General features: G+C 53.1%; 15 protein-coding genes and 4 tRNA genes. 7 read left to right on the top strand and 12 right to left on the bottom strand.

Features of this window, described 5'->3' with window-relative positions:
- Positions 1 to 141: 141 nt before the first annotated feature.
- The 5 genes from C4J91_RS03970 to C4J91_RS03950 form a co-directional block, all read right to left on the bottom strand.
- Positions 142 to 339, bottom strand: coding sequence for a DUF1289 domain-containing protein (locus C4J91_RS03970; protein WP_008437450.1), 198 nt, complete (start codon positions 337 to 339; stop codon positions 142 to 144).
- Positions 340 to 382: 43 nt separating this feature from the next.
- On the bottom strand, positions 383 to 1,348 hold the full coding sequence (gene dmeF, locus C4J91_RS03965; RefSeq protein WP_008437453.1) for a CDF family Co(II)/Ni(II) efflux transporter DmeF: 966 nt from the start codon (positions 1,346 to 1,348) through the stop codon (positions 383 to 385).
- Between the two features lie 11 nt (positions 1,349 to 1,359).
- Positions 1,360 to 1,635: a metal/formaldehyde-sensitive transcriptional repressor gene (locus tag C4J91_RS03960; RefSeq protein ID WP_024073346.1), complete on the bottom strand. Its 276-nt coding sequence runs from the start codon at positions 1,633 to 1,635 to the stop codon at positions 1,360 to 1,362.
- Between the two features lie 219 nt (positions 1,636 to 1,854).
- A complete protein-coding gene (locus C4J91_RS03955) occupies positions 1,855 to 3,180 on the bottom strand; it encodes an OprD family porin (protein WP_008432871.1) in 1,326 nt (441 codons plus the stop codon).
- Between the two features lie 217 nt (positions 3,181 to 3,397).
- The gene (locus C4J91_RS03950; RefSeq protein ID WP_008432869.1) at positions 3,398 to 3,730 is read right to left on the bottom strand and encodes a DUF2790 domain-containing protein; all 333 of its coding nucleotides are present in this window, start codon (positions 3,728 to 3,730) and stop codon (positions 3,398 to 3,400) included.
- A gap of 948 nt (positions 3,731 to 4,678) precedes the next feature.
- Between C4J91_RS03950 and C4J91_RS03940 the strand changes: the two genes are divergently transcribed.
- The 5 genes from C4J91_RS03940 to C4J91_RS03920 are packed head-to-tail and all read left to right on the top strand — an operon-like array spanning position 4,679 to position 9,327.
- The gene (locus tag C4J91_RS03940; protein ID WP_008432865.1) at positions 4,679 to 5,107 is read left to right on the top strand and encodes a TIGR03757 family integrating conjugative element protein; all 429 of its coding nucleotides are present in this window, start codon (positions 4,679 to 4,681) and stop codon (positions 5,105 to 5,107) included.
- Positions 5,104 to 6,045 (top strand): TIGR03756 family integrating conjugative element protein, encoded by a 942-nt coding sequence (locus tag C4J91_RS03935; RefSeq protein WP_008432863.1) that lies wholly within the window; start codon positions 5,104 to 5,106, stop codon positions 6,043 to 6,045. Before C4J91_RS03940 ends, C4J91_RS03935 begins: the two co-directional genes overlap by 4 nt.
- A gap of 20 nt (positions 6,046 to 6,065) precedes the next feature.
- Entirely contained in the window at positions 6,066 to 7,427 is a 1,362-nt protein-coding gene (locus C4J91_RS03930) for an integrating conjugative element protein (protein WP_024073345.1), read from the top strand.
- A gap of 8 nt (positions 7,428 to 7,435) precedes the next feature.
- Complete coding sequence (locus C4J91_RS03925; protein ID WP_008432858.1) at positions 7,436 to 7,816, top strand: hypothetical protein; 381 nt, start codon at positions 7,436 to 7,438, stop codon at positions 7,814 to 7,816.
- Complete coding sequence (locus C4J91_RS03920) at positions 7,813 to 9,327, top strand: conjugal transfer protein TraG N-terminal domain-containing protein (protein WP_008432856.1); 1,515 nt, start codon at positions 7,813 to 7,815, stop codon at positions 9,325 to 9,327. The genes C4J91_RS03925 and C4J91_RS03920 overlap by 4 nt, the downstream gene beginning before the upstream one ends.
- A 32-nt stretch (positions 9,328 to 9,359) precedes the next feature.
- Here the strand turns inward: C4J91_RS03920 and C4J91_RS03915 are convergent, their stop codons facing one another.
- Complete coding sequence (locus tag C4J91_RS03915) at positions 9,360 to 9,683, bottom strand: hypothetical protein (RefSeq protein ID WP_008432855.1); 324 nt, start codon at positions 9,681 to 9,683, stop codon at positions 9,360 to 9,362.
- Positions 9,684 to 9,918: 235 nt separating this feature from the next.
- Positions 9,919 to 10,407, bottom strand: coding sequence for a hypothetical protein (locus tag C4J91_RS03910; RefSeq protein WP_019821334.1), 489 nt, complete (start codon positions 10,405 to 10,407; stop codon positions 9,919 to 9,921).
- 205 nt (positions 10,408 to 10,612) lie between these two features.
- Here C4J91_RS03910 and mobH point away from each other — a divergent pair, with 205 nt between their 5' ends.
- Positions 10,613 to 12,499, top strand: coding sequence for a MobH family relaxase (mobH, locus tag C4J91_RS03905; protein WP_008432854.1), 1,887 nt, complete (start codon positions 10,613 to 10,615; stop codon positions 12,497 to 12,499).
- Positions 12,496 to 13,815, top strand: a complete 1,320-nt coding sequence (xerC, locus tag C4J91_RS03900) for a tyrosine recombinase XerC (protein WP_008432853.1) — start codon at positions 12,496 to 12,498, stop codon at positions 13,813 to 13,815. The genes mobH and xerC overlap by 4 nt, the downstream gene beginning before the upstream one ends.
- Before the next feature lie 169 nt (positions 13,816 to 13,984).
- Here xerC and C4J91_RS03895 read toward each other — a convergent pair.
- From C4J91_RS03895 to clpB, 5 genes are all read right to left on the bottom strand, one after another.
- A tRNA-Pro gene (locus C4J91_RS03895) sits at positions 13,985 to 14,061 on the bottom strand.
- Between the two features lie 188 nt (positions 14,062 to 14,249).
- Positions 14,250 to 14,325: transfer RNA gene (locus tag C4J91_RS03890), tRNA-Lys, on the bottom strand.
- A 5-nt stretch (positions 14,326 to 14,330) separates the two neighbouring features.
- A tRNA-Pro gene (locus C4J91_RS03885) sits at positions 14,331 to 14,407 on the bottom strand.
- A gap of 9 nt (positions 14,408 to 14,416) precedes the next feature.
- Positions 14,417 to 14,492: transfer RNA gene (locus C4J91_RS03880), tRNA-Asn, on the bottom strand.
- Between the two features lie 303 nt (positions 14,493 to 14,795).
- Positions 14,796 to 17,360 (bottom strand): ATP-dependent chaperone ClpB, encoded by a 2,565-nt coding sequence (gene clpB, locus C4J91_RS03875; protein WP_124361235.1) that lies wholly within the window; start codon positions 17,358 to 17,360, stop codon positions 14,796 to 14,798.
- Positions 17,361 to 17,432 lie beyond the last annotated feature (72 nt).

The raw sequence follows: 17,432 nt of genomic DNA, 5'->3' as shown, positions 1-17,432 counted from the left end.
TAACAATTTGAGATGACGCCATGCTCCGTCTGCTGACAAGCACTGCGCATCTGACCACGATAGTGCTAAGTTCGGGTGGCGTTGCCACTCAGCTTGCCTTTCCGAATCTGGACATCTGTCTCGGCTGAAAGCGTAGAAAAGTTAAATTACAGTGGTTTGAGAGTTCTTTTTTTGCAGGCTTTTCAGACGCAGGGTCGCGCGTTGTACAGCGGCCATTTTTTCTGGACGCTTCATTCGTTTCCATTTTCTGATGTCTTCCTTGGTGCGACCGCAGCTGACGCACAGTTCGCTGTTCAACTGGCAGACAGAAGTACACGGATTCTCGATGTCCTTGGCCATTGGTCAATTCCTCGGCGAACTTATGCGAACTACGGGCTCATTGCTAAGCCTGAACGGCGACCTGATCGGGTGAAACAGCGCCCGGCTTCGTGCGGTACTCAACTGTCAGATGAGTGATCTCATGAACTGTCGCAAGCCGTTCTCGTATGTTTTGTGCATTCACTGCTGGGCTGCCTAGAACACTCACAATAGCGGCGCGGGCTTGCGGCCCTACCTGCCAGACATGAAGATCTATGATCGAAGCATCTCCCTGTCGCTCAACCAGTTCACGAATCTCTTCAGCGACATGATCATCTGTCTGGTCTAGCAATACACTCGCAGTCACCCGCATCAACGACCAAGCCCAGCGTGCGATGACAACTGCACCCACAATCCCCATTGCAGGGTCGAGCCAGACCCAACCAAGGTAACGACCAGCAAGCAGTGCTGCGATGGCCAGAACCGAAGTCAGTGCATCTGCAATGACGTGAATATAAGCAGAGCGCAGATTATTGTCATGACCATGTGCATGGTGAGATTCATCTTGGCCGTGGTCATGCCCATGGTGATGATTATGACCGCCAGACAGCAAAAGCGCGCTCACCACATTCACTGCTAATCCGACAATTGCGATAAGAGTCGCTGTCCCGAATTGCACTTGAGTCGGTTGAAAGAGACGAAATAGCGACTCTCCGGCAATTCCCAAAGAGACCAGTCCCAAAATCAGAGCAGATGCGAAGCCACCCAAGTCTCCAACCTTGCCAGTTCCAAAACTGTAGCGAGCATTTGAGGCATGTCTTTTTGCGTAACCGTAAGCAGCTGCGGCTATGCCAAGTGCTCCAGCGTGTGTTGCCATGTGAAATCCATCAGCAAGCAACGCCATTGAGCCAGTGAGATAACCTGCGGTGATTTCAGCAACCATCATTACGACGGTCAGAGCCACTACCCACAAGGTTCGCTTGGCGTTTTCTTCATGTGATTTCCCCAGGAACATATGGTCGTGGGAATAGTCGGTGTACGAATTACTCATCTGGGCAAATCCTATTTGGAATAGCGGCGAATGGCTTCGAGAAGCTCATCGACGCCTTTCGCTCTTTCTTCGTTGCTGAGTGTCGGATTCGCAACGTGTTCACGAGCGTGGTCTTCGATAATTTCATCCATCAGCCCATTGATAGCGCCACGGGCAGAAGCGACCAAAAGCAGGGTTTTCGAGCAGTCATCATCAGAGTCGAGTGCTCGCTCAATCGCCTGGACTTGCCCAGCGATTCGCTTTACACGCTTAAGAAGATTGTCTTTGCTTGATCTCATATGACCCATACCATACCCCCCCTACCTATATTGAGAGTATGTTCACACGTTCCAATCAGCCATACAACCCCAGGGACGCTCGCCGCCGGGATGGATATACCAACAGTTTCTTCAATCCACAAAAAAAGGCGCCACTAGGGCGCCTAAGCCGTCTCCAAACCAAAGGAGAAACAAGGAGACGGGGTGTATCGGGGATACCGGACAGTTGATGCCGATGGCTAATGCCCGTTAAAGGAGTTGCAGTGGATATTCAACAATCAGTCTGACCTCGTCCAAATCAGATTCGAAATCGGTAGCTCGTGTCGTTGCTTGGCGGACACGTAAAGACATGTCCTTCAGTGAGCCTGACTGGATGACATACTTAGCCTCGATGTCTCGCTCCCAACGCTTTTGGTCCTGCAATGGGGCACCGTCCGCTCCGCGACGCATGTACACGCTGTTTGCGTTGGAATAGTCCGCATCCCAACCCTTAGCGTAGCGGGTCATGAAGCTCAGACCGGGGATGCCGAAAGCCTGCATATCTAGATCGTAGCGCAGCTGCAAGGATTGCTCTTTCGGTGAGTTGAAATCGCTGTACTGAATGGAGTTATCCAAAAAAATTGAGTCGGACTGGCGAAGGTAGTCAAAGTCGTCGTTACCATTATTGCGCTGGTAACCAACGGTCACGGCGTGCGCTCCGAATTTGACCCCGGTCTTGCCGCTCCAGATCTTGTTATCGAAGCTTCCCAGAAGTTTTTCACCCTCATCAACCGCTCGGTAGTAATTAAAGCCGCCAATTAGCGATACGCTTTCTGAGAGTGGATAGCTCAATGTGGTGCCCGCGTAGTATTGGTTCCACACATCCTTGAATTGGCTGGTGTAAAGACTCACACCTACGTGTTCATTGACCGTGTAATCGCCCCCTAGATAAGCGATCCATGGAGCATCTACTACACCGGCGTAAAAAGTTGAAAAGCCGTCACGCATGCTACTGGAATTGGGTTGGCTCATCGCATGCAGCCGGCCCCCCTGAAGGGTCAGGCCTTTGATGCTGGTATTAGTGAACGTTGCACCCCGGAAACTCTCCGGGAGAAGTCGGGAATCCCCATAGGCAACGACAGGCGTCGATGGAAATACGTCGCCTACCTTGACGACTGTATCCAGGAAACGCACTTTTGCGGCCCCGCCTACTTTTGAGTAGGAGTCTTCAGGTTGGCCTTTGCTATTGTGCGGCAAGACATCGACTGAGCTACGGGCTCCCGAGCGACCATCACCTGAATCGAGCTTGAGGCCTTCCATTGCAAACGCATCAATGCCGAAGCCTACGGTACCTTGAGTAAAGCCTGATTCGAATCGGCCAATGATGCCATGAGCCCATTCGGCTGAGTAACCATTGCCCGTGGGGCTTGATTGACCCTTTCGATAATCACGATTGAGATAGAGATTCCGATTGAGAATACTAAAGGTGCTCCCCTCAATGAACCCTTCAGGCTTTTGCTCCACAGCTACTGCAACTTGCCCCATGCTCATGCCAAGGGAAATGAGAGAAAGACCATAAATGCTTTTATTGTTCATTTAACACTCCAGGCTTTAGCTTGGCAGAGTTTCTTTATGAAATATTTTTTATAATTATAAAAGCCACCAGCACGTGAGGATTTCTCCTACGTGCCGGCAGACATAATTTCATACAATAGATAACTCCAGCGTGACCTGAAAATTACTTCTGTGTCAGCGAACAGCAAGCAGGCTCAAAACATACCGAACAACCTTGCGCAGTCAGGGCTAACGCTAATTAACTTCCGTGAGGGCAGTTAGTACCCATAACCTTGTATTCCAAGGTGTTGAGCTTGCCCGCCGAATCTTCATAGGTCATGCGCGAAGGGGCTACGCCACAGGTTTTATTGGCTTGAGTGGTACTGATTACCTTCTGGACATCGAGGTTCATTCCGTATTCATAATGAACAACTTCAGGTGTCGCCTTTCCGTTTTCTAAGGCGTACTGCTCCATCGCCTTCTGGTTCTCTTGCATCATTCGACCATAAACACGGTCACCACCTCCTTCAGCCATGGCCAAAGAAGACATGGTCAAGATGGAAGCGGCAAAAACAACTTTTAATAATTTCATGATTTTCTCCTAGTGCTCACTTACTTCTGACTAGAGGATAACCAGTGATGCCTTTCAGGAAGCTGCCGCGAATATTACATATCTGTAAGGCCTCTCGTAGAGCTCGTGAGTTCAACTATTTAAAGTTTAGCTTTATTGGCAGAGCACGCTGAATGCATCATACGACCATCAGAAATCAACTCGTATCCCACCTGGAGCATCTAGAGATTTTTTATAAAAATGCATATCTTCCTATTATGAAAAGCGGCTTTGACCGCTACAGGCGGATGAATCGTTTGGGCGTAGCTAAATGAGACTACGAACGTGTCACAAAAGCCTCATGGGCTGCGGAAATTAGGCACTACGTAGAGCACCGAAAACGCAATCGGCAGGATGGTCTTTAACAGCAATACGGTCTCGGAGGATAGGTTTTTATCTTATCCTTAACGTCATCGAAGATGACATTGAAGCTGTGCAGCAGGCGCTCCGTTTGCAACATTTGATCGTGAAGGATCTCAAGCAGGACAGCACAAACTACTGCCTGCCCAAGGATAAAGATAAAGCCTTCGAATCTTGAGGTTGTTTTCTCCAGCACGACCAAACCCGCTGACGATATCGGCAGGGCGAGCATTTTGCCGTTGATGTCGCCCGAAGCTTCAATAGAAGTGATTTTTCGTTATGTCGTGGGGCGGTGGCGAGACTCGTCCGACTGGCGTACTGTGGACCATCGGCGGCGATGGGGCCAAGAAGGGTCGCCTCATAAACTTGGCTTGAACTCTTGCTGTGTGGATAGCCAGTTAACTGCGTACTCACTGCGTCGTCAATTTGAGCCGACCAAGTGCCATCTCTAATCCAACCCACACGAATTCGTCGCTCTCAAATACCCAAAGCTTCCAAATTCCTATTTCTTACTGCGCTCAAGACAGCCATCCGGTCTTCTGTACCTGAATCCATATCAGGTACGGTGCCATGCTCCAGATCCTTACCCACATTAGCGAAACGCGGCGCTGGCTGTTTTCACTGCTACTGTTCTTGTCAACTGCGTCCCACGCGGAGACGTGGGTCATTACAAACCGAGCACATCCAGTATCCGCACCTTCTGGCGCTCGCGTCATCTTCCTGGATGATCAGCAGCGCCTTGAAGAACAACTTTCCAACCAACTACCCGCCGATCCACGCCAGGCAGAAGCGGCCATTCAACGCTACCTTGTCAGCCCTGCAGGGAAGCATCTGCAAAACGAGTTGGCCCAAGCCCAGCAGGGCGTCATAGACGCCTGGAGCCTGCGAGTCGAAAAACTCCCAGCCGTGGTCGTAGATCGTCGCTACGTCGTGTACGGCGAGCCTGACGCAGCTAAAGCCGTCGCGTTGATTGAACGAGCACGGAGCCTGTCACGATGAGACGCTCACGTTTTGCGATCCGGCCTTTGTCGCTGGCTATCACTTTCAGCCTGTCATTCAGTGCATCGGCTGCGATCAACTCGGCAGCGATTATTGCCTCGACCCTGTCACCAACCTGCCTGGAGTACAAAGTGGTCGGCATCTGCTATTGGCTGCTCTGCACGCCATTCGGATGCAAAGTCAAAACCTCGACCAAGGTTCGTCACTACGTACCGGACGCTGTGGTGTCTGCATATGCGAATACCGGGATGAACCCTTGGATAGAGATGTCACCTCTTGGCACCCCGAATCCGATGGCCCAAGCGGGCAACGACGGCACTACCAATCACGTTGCAGAGAACAACATCATCAAATTTAAGGAAGCCGATGTCATCGGCCATCCAGGTGGTGCGGCGTTGAGTCAGTTTGCCAGCGCCTCGGGCTATGTATGCAAAGGCGCAACCTTACCGCTTGTGCCTTACTTTCTGAGCACCCTTGACCCCATTGCTTGGCGATACGGCGTCCCGGAATCCGTATACCCCGAAGCACTCATTCCGGGCATGCGCGAAGTCGGTAGCCTGCTCTCAGCAAGCAGCTGGGGGAACGTCTACCCGCGTAGCGGCTTCCTTAACCAGACTGACGACTACAAAACGGGCGCAGTTATTGCGCAGCGTGCCGGCGACGTGGTTACCCGCCCAGGCCAGGTCCATGTCTACTTGCCGATGCTCGCCCTTCCCTACCCCGGTTACTGGCCCGCAGGGCCGCTACGCGAAGGTGACGCCTCCACTGGTAAGTGGCAAGAGCTCACCCCAGTCCTCAACCCGACTTGCGCAACCTTTCCCACCATCGATCCGAACATCGATGCGCAGGATGGCGGCTACGCCTGGGCACTCTGGCGCCCTTATTCGTGTTGCCAGCGTCGAGGACAGACCTTCCTCGGCAGTACGGACTTCCAATGAAACAGCGATCGGAGCAAAGCATGAAACTCACTACCTTGGCGATAGGGCTCGCCTGCAGCCTCAGCAGTGCAATAGCGCTCTCTGCTGATCCAATCAACGTCTCCTCCTCCGGAAGCGTCATTGGGGACAACGTGCTGTATAGCATTGGCGGCGGCAACGCAGTCACCATGGGGAGCGCAGGCAACATGGATAGTATTTCTGTGGGAGGCGGTTGGAATACCAATCTAATCTGCGGAAACATGAGCCTGAGCACAACCCTTGAAAACCAATTGAATGGTGCCACTTCCGGCTTCAAAAACATCATGAGCTCGGTGGTACAGAGCGCCACCAGCGCCGTGGCTTCGCTGCCGGCACTGATTCTTCAACGTGCGAACCCGGCGCTATACAACCTCATCACCAACGGCATTTTGCAGGCCCGCCTGGACTTCGACCGCTCCAAAGGCACCTGCCGCGCCATTGGCGAAAAGATGGCGGATATCGCCGGTAACCAAATGGGCTGGGGCAAGCTTGCTGAAGGTCAGGCTATGAGTCAGGCGCTAACATCCAACACAGACGCAGTGTCGGCGGTGGAACAAGTCGAAAAGAAAGGTGGAAACGATGGCGTCACTTGGGTTGGTGGTGATAGAGCAGGTGGTTCCGGTCAGAAGCCAATTCGTATCGTAGGCGACGTCACCAAGGCGGGCTACAACCTTCTGAACAAGCGCGCGGCCGGCGACACCGCATCCATCAGTAAAGCGAACTGCAACAACGGCATGGTGTGCAATGTCTGGTCATCGCCCCAGGAAGCCACCACCTTTGCCAATCGTGTCCTGGGTGAACAACAACAGCAGACCTGTGACAGTTGCCCTAAAACGGTGACAGCCGCAGGCGTCGGCCTCACGCCGCTGATCCAGGAAACGTACGACACCAAGCTGAAGGCCCTGCAGGAACTGCTGAGCGGAAGCAAAACGCTGTCGCTAGAAAACCTGGAAGCAGCGAGCAGCAACTCGTTACCCATCACCCGAGGCGTTGTAGCAGCACTCAAGGATGAGCGCGACCAGGACGTACTCGCTCGCCGGCTTGCCTCCGAAGTCGCGTTGTCCGATGTGTTGGAGAAAGCTCTGACCCTACAGCGCACCTTGATGGCAGGCAGTCGGGAACCGAACGTCGCGGCTAATGACCTCGCCGTCCAGGCAGTCGGCCAGCAGAGCTCCTCGCTGCAACAGGAGATCGGCAACCTCAAAATGGAACTGGACATGCGTCAGCAGCTCGCGAAGAACTCGCCTCTGACCATCATTGAACGCAGCAAAGCACGGGCAGAAGACTCTCGTGGCGTGTCCCCGGGAGCCCCAGAAACGAATCGATTGGACCAGTTGCAGTCACCCGCCCAGAACAAACAGTGAGAAAGGCCATGACCGAAATACAGGAGCCTGTCGCCGCTCCCAACCGTTCGCTGGTTCGACGAACCGGGAGGAGCATTCTGCTTGTTCTGGGTGTTTTGCTCGCGACTGCCGCCCTCGTAGTCCTACTCAGCGCTGTCCTGATGAACATGTTCGACAGCGCCGAGCAATGGCAAGCCTGGCGCACCGACCACTATTGGCCGCTCTTTACCTGGCGCCTAATGCTTTATATCGCACTGACCGTTGCCTGGTTCAAATTCAAGGTACGGTTATCGAACTCAGAACGCTCGAAACGGCGCAAAGGCCTGTTGAAGATCGAGATAATGGTGATCTTATTATTTCTGATGGTTGAACTGAGCAAGGTGCTGTATCAGGCAGGGGGTGTTCTGTGACGCTCTACACCAATGACTATTTAGAGTACTACCTGACGTTGGTCGGTTGGATCATCAACAATGGTATCTGGGCGATGATTTCAGATACCGGTCTATTCGCCCTCCCCTTCTGCATCATCGTTATTCGAGAGTGGCTGAAAGTCCGTGGTGAGGGGGCCGATGAGGGCAACAAAGGCGTTCTCTCACTGGCACGTATCGAAACCAATATCTACGTTGGCTACATCGTAGTCGCATTCTTCGCTGTACCAGCCGTCAATGTGAGTTTTGATACCTTGGCATTTGACCAGAGTAGAGCTCAGCAATGTCAATACAACTTACCTAAACCCACAGACACAGGCTGGAACACAACATTCAGCTCACTGGCAGGAAAGAGTGCCCAGATGCCCATGTGGTGGGCATTAATGCATGCATTATCAAAGGGATTAACCAATGGCGCTGTAGCAGCAATTCCCTGCGGGACTGATTTACGGCAAGTACGCATGGAAGTTAGCAACACCAAGATCAACAACCCGCTATTGGCTCAGGAAATTGGCGACTTTACGCACGATTGCTATGGACCCTCCCGTGCCAGATTATTCATGCGCCAACCCGAATTGGGAGCGCAAGGGAATGACCCTCGTTTTGCGCAGGAACTCAGCTGGATTGGTTCGCACTATTTATTGAACACCTCGGGTTATTACGACACGGACTACTCCAAAACTCCAAGGGCATCATGGCCCTATAACGCATCTCGTGATGTGGGTTTACCACAAGTGGGTGGAGGTGGGGGCTATCCAACTTGCAAACAATGGTGGTCAGATAGCGGAGTGGGACTGCGGGACCGTATCAAGGCTCAAGTGTCGCCGGACCTCATGACCAAAATGCTCGGCTGGGCAAAGTGGTTGTCCCCGGACGAAGTCACTGACTCGCTTGTCCGGCAACTGGTCTCGCCGTCGAACCAGGTGAAAGGGGATGTTTATACGGACTACGGGGGACAAATCGACGGAACTGTGTGGAATGGTGCAGCCCGGGCAGCGGGGACTCTCGGGGTTGCATTAGGATCTATGGCCTATTTTCCAGCGATGGACATGGTTCGCCAGGCGCTACCGATGGTCATGGCGTTCTTGAAAATGGCGATGGTGATTTGCATTCCCTTGGTGCTAATCGTCGGGGCTTACCAACTAAAAGTGGCCATGACTATGTCCGTTGTTTTTTTCGCTCTGATATTCGTGGACTTTTGGTTTCAACTGGCTAGATGGGTCGATACCACGATATTGGACGCTTTATATGGAGCCGGTTCTCCGCATTTATCATTTGATCCTGTGATGGGTTTGAACACTGCCACCCAGGACGCAATCTTAAACTTCGTGATGGGCTCGATGTTCATCATCCTGCCAGTGTTTTGGATGGGCGCGCTGGGATGGGCAGGGGTGAGCGCAGGAAAAGCATTGGAAGGCCTTACCAGCGGAACAAAAGATGTTCAAAAGGCAGGTCAGGAAGGGGTGAATACTGTCAAACGTAGCGTTATGTAACGTAAGGGTCTCATATCATTGATATGAGACCCTTAATCATCGTCGTCTACACGTTGACCAGCAACATAGTACCCATAGCCATCGGGGCCATAGCATTGACCATACTCTATCTGGTTTCTGCGAGGCGTAGGTCTGTGATTCAACGCCCAGAGCCCTCCACCCAAAACCAAGGTAAATACTGCAACGCTGATAATCCCGCTGAAAATGTCTGCAGAAAAATATAGGAGTACGGCAGCCACAACCAGACGCTTGACCCAACGCAGGGTACGGTTCTGACTGCACCAAACGAGGCGCGCAGCCTGACCCAGGCCATAGCCTAAGCGACTTGCTACTCCCTGAGAGGTCTGTGCGGTCATGGTGCGTCTCCTTCTTACCCGGTCTAGGGGCGATTTGACATTACTTATAATACCGATTTTTCTATGCTGCAAGATCATGAGACAAACGGCCTTTGCCTTCAGCACCAGATGCCCCCCTTTCACAACAAAAATGGCCCAAAAGGTAAAAGGTTTTGTAGAAGCGAATGGAATGGTTCACAAGGGTAAAAGCCTTACCCGAAAGGGCCGCTTTCAGCGGGAAAAAGGTCCAATCTCATCAACGCATCTCGCGAGTCGAATAAACTTCAACTAACTCGTCTTCTGTAAAATTACTAAGCAAAGAAAAGTATTCAGCTCTGGACTCAACCGTCAACGGTTGGATAGAACCTAAATTAATAAGAGTTGAAACAGCCTCGTCAGGAGTCATTTCGCTAGTAAGTGGGGCTCTCTGCCCAGAGTAATAAACCTTGTCAGACGCAATAGCTACATCCAGCAGTTCACGTACTTCACCATAACGAGCGGAACGCGCAGCGGTTAGAAACACTCCATCAAAAATGACCAAGACGCTATCAACGTGAGGAATAATATATTTAGCTAAGGCGACAACCAGAGGAAGGTTGTTGTCCCACCTTGCTTCCTCATCATCAAGATCATTCCCTACACTAGCAAAAAGAATGATCTCATCACACTTATTGTCACGTATCAAATCACAAAGTGCCCAAACATTATCTGAGGTTGATTTCGTAGCGTAGCGAAGTGAAACCATCATTTTTTCCTCACATAGTCGATCTGCGGCCCCGTGCCCTTAGACCGAAACGACGATAATTCTGCATTCCTTTCTCCGTCACCACCATAGAAAGATGGCTCTTCGCCAAAAGAAATACCCGAGGCAACCAGTGATCCTTTCCCCTTGCTCGCCCCCCCTTTGATAGGAGAAAAGCCTGCCCCATGAATCATTTACGGAGCAGGCGATGTTCTCTATTTTCCGCCGCAATAAAGCGCTACCCGCCCAAAGCCCCTCCCCTAACGGTTTTATACAGCCGGCCTCTAGCCAAGCACTACTGGCATCGCCGCGCCGTCAGAAACTACTGGAGAACATTTGGCAGCGCGCATCGTTATCTCGCTCACAGTTTGTCGAGCTCTATAGGCGTCCACTTGAGCGCTACGCGGAGTTGGTCCAGCAGCTCCCTGCTTCGCAAAACCACCATCATGCACACCCTGGCGGCATGCTGGATCACGGGCTTGAAATCGTCGCCTATGCCTTGAAAATTCGACAGAGCTACCTGCTTCCTATAGGCGCACCGCCGGAGTCTCAATCAGCACAGGCTGAGGCCTGGACTGCCGCCGCGGCTTACGGCGCTCTGATACACGACCTCGGCAAGATCGCCGTCGACGTGCACGTCGAGCTGGCAGGAGGTAAAACCTGGCACCCGTGGCACGGCCCAATCGATCGTCCCTATCGATTCCGTTACGTGAAAGGACGCAACTACCAACTTCACGGAGCCGCTGCCGCACTGATCTACGCGCAGATCCTCTCCTCAGAAATCTTAGATTGGCTCAGTAATTTCCCCGAAGTGTGGTCGCAGTTAATCTTCATTTTGGCTGGTCAGTACGAACATGCCGGCATTTTGGGAGAGATCGTGGTCAAGGCCGATCAGGCGTCCGTCGCACAGGAGCTCGGTGGAAATCCAGCCCGCGCGCTGTCCGCGCCCAAACAGTCTTTGCAGCGTCAATTAGCAGATGGGTTGCGTCACCTGGTCCGAGATACATTCAAACTGAATCAACCCGATGGACCGTCAGATGGATGGCTGACACAGGATGCTCTTTGGCTGGTTAGCAAGCCTATTGCTGATCAATTGCGAGCCTATTTGCTGACCAAAGGCGTTGAAGGTGTACCCAGTACGAATGCGCCTTTCTTCAACATGCTGCAAGATCAGGGGGTAATCCAAACCAATGCCCAAGACAAGGCAATCTGGAAAGCCACGATAGACAATGGTCGTGGCTGGCGAAACACCTTCACCCTGCTGAAGCTCTCACCGGCACTGATCTGGAATGATCCAAGTGATCGGCCCACAGCTTACGCTGGGACTCTTGAGGTAGAAGCTGGCAACCCGGTAGAAGACTCTGCAGCTGAAAATACCGTCGCCACACCGGCCAAAAAGTTGCCTTCGGAAATTCAATCCAGCCCTGTGCCGGCGCCTTTAGCACCGGCACAGCCATCACCGTTCGAACTACCTCAGCATTCCTCGAGCAGTACAGATGAATTTGACGAGCTACTGGCGCTCCTTGGTAACATCAATGAGCCATCAGAAGACACCAAAAACAAAGCGGTCTCAGCGGCACATACCGCGCCTCCGAAACTGGATGAAATCCAGCCTTCCCAAACCTCCAATCAAGGAGGTGCGCCTTTAGCAATAATCGAAGAAGTCACTCCGATGCCTAGCAATAACACCGAGATCGGTCAGGGATTTGTTGAATGGCTTAAGAAAGGCATCGCATCCCGGACCATCATTATCAACGATACCAAAGCGCTGGTTCATACCGTAGCAGGGACCGCTATGCTGGTAACGCCTGGAATTTTCAAACGCTACGTCCTTGAATTCCCCCATATCGAACAGCAAGCCAAAGTACAGCAAGTCAGCGCCTGGCAGCTGGTTCAACGTAGTTTCGAGAAACAGAAACTTCATCGAAAAACGCATAAGAGTTTGAATATTTGGACCTGTGACGTTGTTGGACCTCGAAAATCCAAGCAGCTCAAGGGGTACTTACTACTAGACCCGCGAACAATCTTCTCTGAGGTCCCTTTCGACAATATCAGCCTGTCCTTGAAGTCAGAAGCAACGGAGCCGCCACAATGACGACGCCCTCGAATCTGACGGAGGAATACATCTTTGCCCATGATCTGCGGCCTGCCAGTGCAAAGATCTATCGCGCCTCGACCAAAGCACTACTCAAGCATTTCCGAACGGCCTCAGTTGAGGAGATCGATCATCGTGCGGTTCTGACATGGCGAAAAAAAGTCCTTGAGAACGGATTATCCAAACGCAGCTGGAACACCTATTCAAATCACCTTCGAACTGTTTGGGGCTACGCCATAGAACACGGCCTGATGACCCATACCACGATCAACCCATTCAAGAAAACCAGCGTTATCCCACCAAAGCGAGCCAGCAAGACAATCAATGGAGACGCCATCCAACGAGCACGCAACTGGCTCATATCCCTTGTAGGCCAAGAACGTTGTACGCATGAACGTAGCCAGATCACACCTGCCTGGTTCTGGCTCAGCGTCTTCGAGATGTTTTATTACACAGGCATACGTCTGAATGCCCTGCTGTGCCTGCGTTACAAAGATATCGACTGGGACAGCCAGATGATCTTGGTCCGCGGTGAAACAGAGAAGACCCATCGGGAGTTTTTCCTCCCCATTATGGAAGGACTCGCTCCACACTTATCCAGGATCTTGGGGGAGGCCGAGAAAATCGGTTTTTCACCAGACGATCAGCTGTTCAACGTCAACAGATTCTCTCGTCACTTCCATGGCAAGGAAATGAACATCGACCAGGTGGAGTCAATGTACGGCAAGCTCACCGATAAGATCGGCGTGCGCATGACCCCTCACCGCTTCAGGCACACATTAGCAACAGACTTGATGAAGCAGCCTGAGCGAAACATTCATCTCACGAAAAGCCTGCTGAATCATTCGAATCTAGCGACAACGATGAATTACATAGAGGCGGACTACGACCATATGCGTGCTGTTCTACATGAGCGGAGTCGGGCTCAGGGCGCTCTGAGCCGAGTGACACGGGTTGATCCAAGTGGCAAACCCTCTGCCCCCTTACCCGCCAAAATAGGTGTGCATTCACAGGAAACCGCTCAACCAGAGCCCAAGAAGCTGCCAGCTCCACAACAATCTAGCAGCACAGAGGTCAGTATTGATCGGCGGACCAAGTCGACTGGCCGAAGCGCGCTACAGAAGGCTCTCGAGCTCGCATCTGCGCAACTGCATCGCGAGTCAATGACATGCTCTATGGACCCACCAGTAGATCAAGTAGAGCAGAGTCTACTATTGACGCTAATGGCGAGCGGGCTTGGTGTCGGCACATTCAGGAAACGCACCTCAACTGAGCATTCAATGCGAAGCTCATCATTTTCCAGAGCATCGCCCTAGTACGCTCATAATCAAAGCGCACTGGCTATAGGGAATTCTGGTTGGCCAGAGGCTTTCGCATGCCCGGAATAAAGAACCAGGTCGAAATCCGGATTTTTTCCAGACGAACGGTACGACTTTGCTCAAGGCACAAAAAAAGGCGTCATAAAGACGCCTTTTTCATTAAATATGGTCGGGGTAGGGGGATTCGAACTCCCGACATCCTGCTCCCAAAGCAGGCGCGCTACCGGACTGCGCTATACCCCGGAATGCGCATCGCAAAGCCTATGCACATTGACATCATGACGAACCGAAACTACTGTTCGCCTCAGACGGCTGCATGTCTACGGCGATATCTAAGTGCTGTAACACTTTCCAAAACCGTAAAACCGCCTCTATCAGAGCTAGAACCTCTGATTCTAAGATTTGATTCCAGCGTCAACTGGTCTCAAAAATGGTGGGTCGTGTGGGATTCGAACCTACGACCAATTGGTTAAAAGCCAACTGCTCTACCAACTGAGCTAACGACCCAAATATGGTCGGGGTAGGGGGATTCGAACTCCCGACATCCTGCTCCCAAAGCAGGCGCGCTACCGGACTGCGCTATACCCCGGTTTGAAATTGGCTCCGTGACCAGGACTCGAACCTGGGACCCAATGATTAACAGTCATTTGCTCTACCGACTGAGCTATCACGGAACTACATATTTCAAAGTACAACTTCTACTGCGTTACAACCTTCTCTTCGACCCTGTCCGTATCGCTACGTTAGCGTCTCTGAGGCGCGCTATTCTACAATCTTAAAAACCCCTGTCAACCCTTTAAATTGCTTTTAAGACAATGATTTGCGCTTCTTTCTGATTTCTTCTTGGGGAGAAGAAACCCGTGGGCTGACGTTGCTGCGGGGCGCACTTTACAAGCCTTTGCCTTACAGTTCAACGCCCTATCGAAAAAAAAGGCCCCGCAATGCGGGACCTCCTCTTACAGCACTGGCTGCCAGGCTTAATGGAAGACGATTTCGTCGTTCTCCACCGTCGCCTTGACGGGGGTGCCGGGCATAAAGCTGCCCGACAGGATCAGCTGTGCCAGCGGGTTTTCGATCCAGCGCTGGATCGCGCGCTTCAACGGCCGTGCGCCATACACCGGGTCGTAACCCACCGCGATCAGCTTGTCCAACGCCTCGCTGCTCAGCTCCAGCGCCAGTTCGCGCTCGGCCAGGCGTGCACGCAGGCGTCCCAACTGAATCTCGGTGATGCCGGCAATCTGATCCCGGGCCAGAGGCTCGAAGATCACCACTTCATCCACCCGGTTGATAAATTCCGGCCGGAAGTGCGAGGTCAGCGCATCCATCACCGCTGCCCGCTGAGCTTCGCGATCGCCCACCAACTCCTGGATCTGCGCCGAGCCCAGGTTGGAAGTCATCACGATCACCGTGTTGCGGAAATCCACGGTACGGCCGTGGCTGTCGGTCAGGCGGCCGTCCTCGAGCACTTGCAACAGGATGTTGAACACATCCGGGTGCGCCTTCTCGACCTCGTCCAGCAAGATCACCGAGTAAGGCTTACGCCGCACCGCCTCGGTCAGGTAACCGCCCTCCTCGTAGCCCACATAGCCTGGTGGGGCGCCGATCAGGCGCGCCACCGAGTGTTTCTCCATGAACTCGGACATGTCGATGCGCACCATCGCCTCTTCAGTATCGAAGAGGAATTCAGCCAAGGCCTTGCACAGCTCGGTCTTACCCACGCCGGTCGGGCCGAGGAACATGAACGAACCACTCGGGCGATTCGGGTCGGACAACCCGGCGCGGGTACGCCGCACCGCATTGGACACCGCCACCACGGCCTCTTCCTGGCCAATAACGCGCTGGTGCAACAGGCTTTCCATCTTCAGCAGCTTGTCGCGTTCGCCCTCAAGCATTTTCGACACAGGAATGCCGGTCCACTTGGAGACCACCTCGGCTATCTCTTCCTCGGTCACCTTGCTGCGCAGCAACTGGTTCTCACTGTGCCCATGCTGATCGACCATCTGCAGGCTACGTTCCAGGTCCGGGATCACCCCGTACTGCAACTCGGCCATGCGGTTCAGATCGCCTTTGCGGCGCGCGGCTTCCAGCTCCTGACGCGACTGCTCGATCTTCTGCTGGATCTGCGCCGAGCCCTGCACTTCGGCTTTTTCCGAGGTCCAGATTTCTTCGAGGTCCGAATACTCTCGCTCCAGGCGGACGATTTCTTCCTGGAGTTTTTCCAGACGTTTCTTCGCCGCCTCATCCTCTTCTTTCTTCAGCGCCTGGGATTCGACTTTCAGTTGAATCAGGCGGCGATCCAGGCGGTCGAGCACTTCCGGCTTGGAGTCGATCTCCATGCGAATCCGGCTGGCCGCTTCGTCGATCAAGTCGATGGCCTTGTCGGGCAATTGACGATCCGTGATATAGCGATGGCTCAATTTGGCCGCCGCAATGATCGCGCCGTCGGTGATCGCGACTTTATGGTGGACCTCATAGCGCTCTTTAAGGCCACGCAGGATGGCGATGGTGTCTTCTTCGCTGGGCTCTTCCACCAGCACTTTCTGGAAACGCCGCTCCAGAGCCGCGTCCTTTTCAATGTACTGACGGTATTCGTTGAGCGTGGTGGCACCGACGCAATGCAACTCGCCTCGCGCCAGGGCAGGCTTGAGCATGTTGCCAGCATCCATGGAGCCCTCGCCTTTACCGGCGCCAACCATGGTGTGCAGTTCGTCGATAAACAGAATGATCTGCCCTTCCTGCTTGGACAATTCATTGAGCAGGGATTTGAGGCGTTCTTCGAACTCGCCACGGAATTTGGCGCCGGCGATCAGCGAGCCCATGTCCAGGGACAGCAGGCGCTTGCCTTTAAGGCCGTCCGGCACTTCACCATTGATGATGCGCTGGGCCAAGCCTTCGGCGATGGCGGTTTTACCCACGCCAGGCTCACCGATCAGCACGGGGTTATTCTTGGTACGGCGTTGCAGCACCTGGATGGTGCGACGAATTTCGTCGTCACGGCCGATGACCGGGTCAAGCTTGCCCTCTTCGGCGCGCTTGGTCAGGTCAACGGTGTATTTATCCAGGGCTTGGCGCGACTCCTCGTGGTTGGGGTCATTTACCGCCTCGCCGCCGCGCAGATTATTGATGGCGTTTTCCAGGGCTTTCTTGCTCACGCCCTGGCCCAGCAACAATTTGCCAAGCTTGCTGTTGTCGTCCATGGCGGCGAGCAGCACAAGCTCGCTGGAGATGAACTGGTCACCTTTCTGTTGGGCCAAGCGGTCGGCCTGGTTCAGCAGCCGCGCCAGGTCCTGGGACATATTCACGTCGCCGGTAGGATTCTGGATTTTCGGCAGTTGGTCGAGCTCTTTGCTCAGTTCCTTGCGCAGGCTGTTAATGTCAAAACCCACCTGCATCAACAAGGGCTTGATAGAACCACCTTGTTGCTCCAGGAGCGCCTGCATCAAGTGCGCAGGTTCAATTGCCGGGTGGTCGAGACCGACCGCCAGGGATTGGGAGTCCGATAAGGCCAACTGCAATTTGCTGGTTAAACGATCAATACGCATGAGTCACCTTCCTTATGAGCAGGCCGGAGCTGTAGAAACATCCTGAATGAAGAAACCTGCCAGATACCCCTA

The sequence above is a fragment of the Pseudomonas sp. R3-52-08 genome, from assembly GCF_003851745.1.
GTDB lineage: Bacteria > Pseudomonadota > Gammaproteobacteria > Pseudomonadales > Pseudomonadaceae > Aquipseudomonas.
The sequence above is the reverse complement of the archived record's forward strand: the minus strand, read 5'-3'. Positions and strand labels throughout refer to the sequence as shown.

Coding starts and splice junctions, on each gene's coding strand:
- C4J91_RS03970 (WP_008437450.1), bottom strand. CDS start 339: ATGGCCAAGGACATCGAGAATCCGTGTACTTCTGTCTGCCAGTTGAAC.
- dmeF (WP_008437453.1), bottom strand. CDS start 1,348: ATGAGTAATTCGTACACCGACTATTCCCACGACCATATGTTCCTGGGG.
- C4J91_RS03960 (WP_024073346.1), bottom strand. CDS start 1,635: ATGGGTCATATGAGATCAAGCAAAGACAATCTTCTTAAGCGTGTAAAG.
- C4J91_RS03955 (WP_008432871.1), bottom strand. CDS start 3,180: ATGAACAATAAAAGCATTTATGGTCTTTCTCTCATTTCCCTTGGCATG.
- C4J91_RS03950 (WP_008432869.1), bottom strand. CDS start 3,730: ATGAAATTATTAAAAGTTGTTTTTGCCGCTTCCATCTTGACCATGTCT.
- C4J91_RS03940 (WP_008432865.1), top strand. CDS start 4,679: ATGCTCCAGATCCTTACCCACATTAGCGAAACGCGGCGCTGGCTGTTT.
- C4J91_RS03935 (WP_008432863.1), top strand. CDS start 5,104: ATGAGACGCTCACGTTTTGCGATCCGGCCTTTGTCGCTGGCTATCACT.
- C4J91_RS03930 (WP_024073345.1), top strand. CDS start 6,066: ATGAAACTCACTACCTTGGCGATAGGGCTCGCCTGCAGCCTCAGCAGT.
- C4J91_RS03925 (WP_008432858.1), top strand. CDS start 7,436: ATGACCGAAATACAGGAGCCTGTCGCCGCTCCCAACCGTTCGCTGGTT.
- C4J91_RS03915 (WP_008432855.1), bottom strand. CDS start 9,683: ATGACCGCACAGACCTCTCAGGGAGTAGCAAGTCGCTTAGGCTATGGC.
- C4J91_RS03910 (WP_019821334.1), bottom strand. CDS start 10,407: ATGGTTTCACTTCGCTACGCTACGAAATCAACCTCAGATAATGTTTGG.
- mobH (WP_008432854.1), top strand. CDS start 10,613: ATGTTCTCTATTTTCCGCCGCAATAAAGCGCTACCCGCCCAAAGCCCC.
- xerC (WP_008432853.1), top strand. CDS start 12,496: ATGACGACGCCCTCGAATCTGACGGAGGAATACATCTTTGCCCATGAT.
- clpB (WP_124361235.1), bottom strand. CDS start 17,360: ATGCGTATTGATCGTTTAACCAGCAAATTGCAGTTGGCCTTATCGGAC.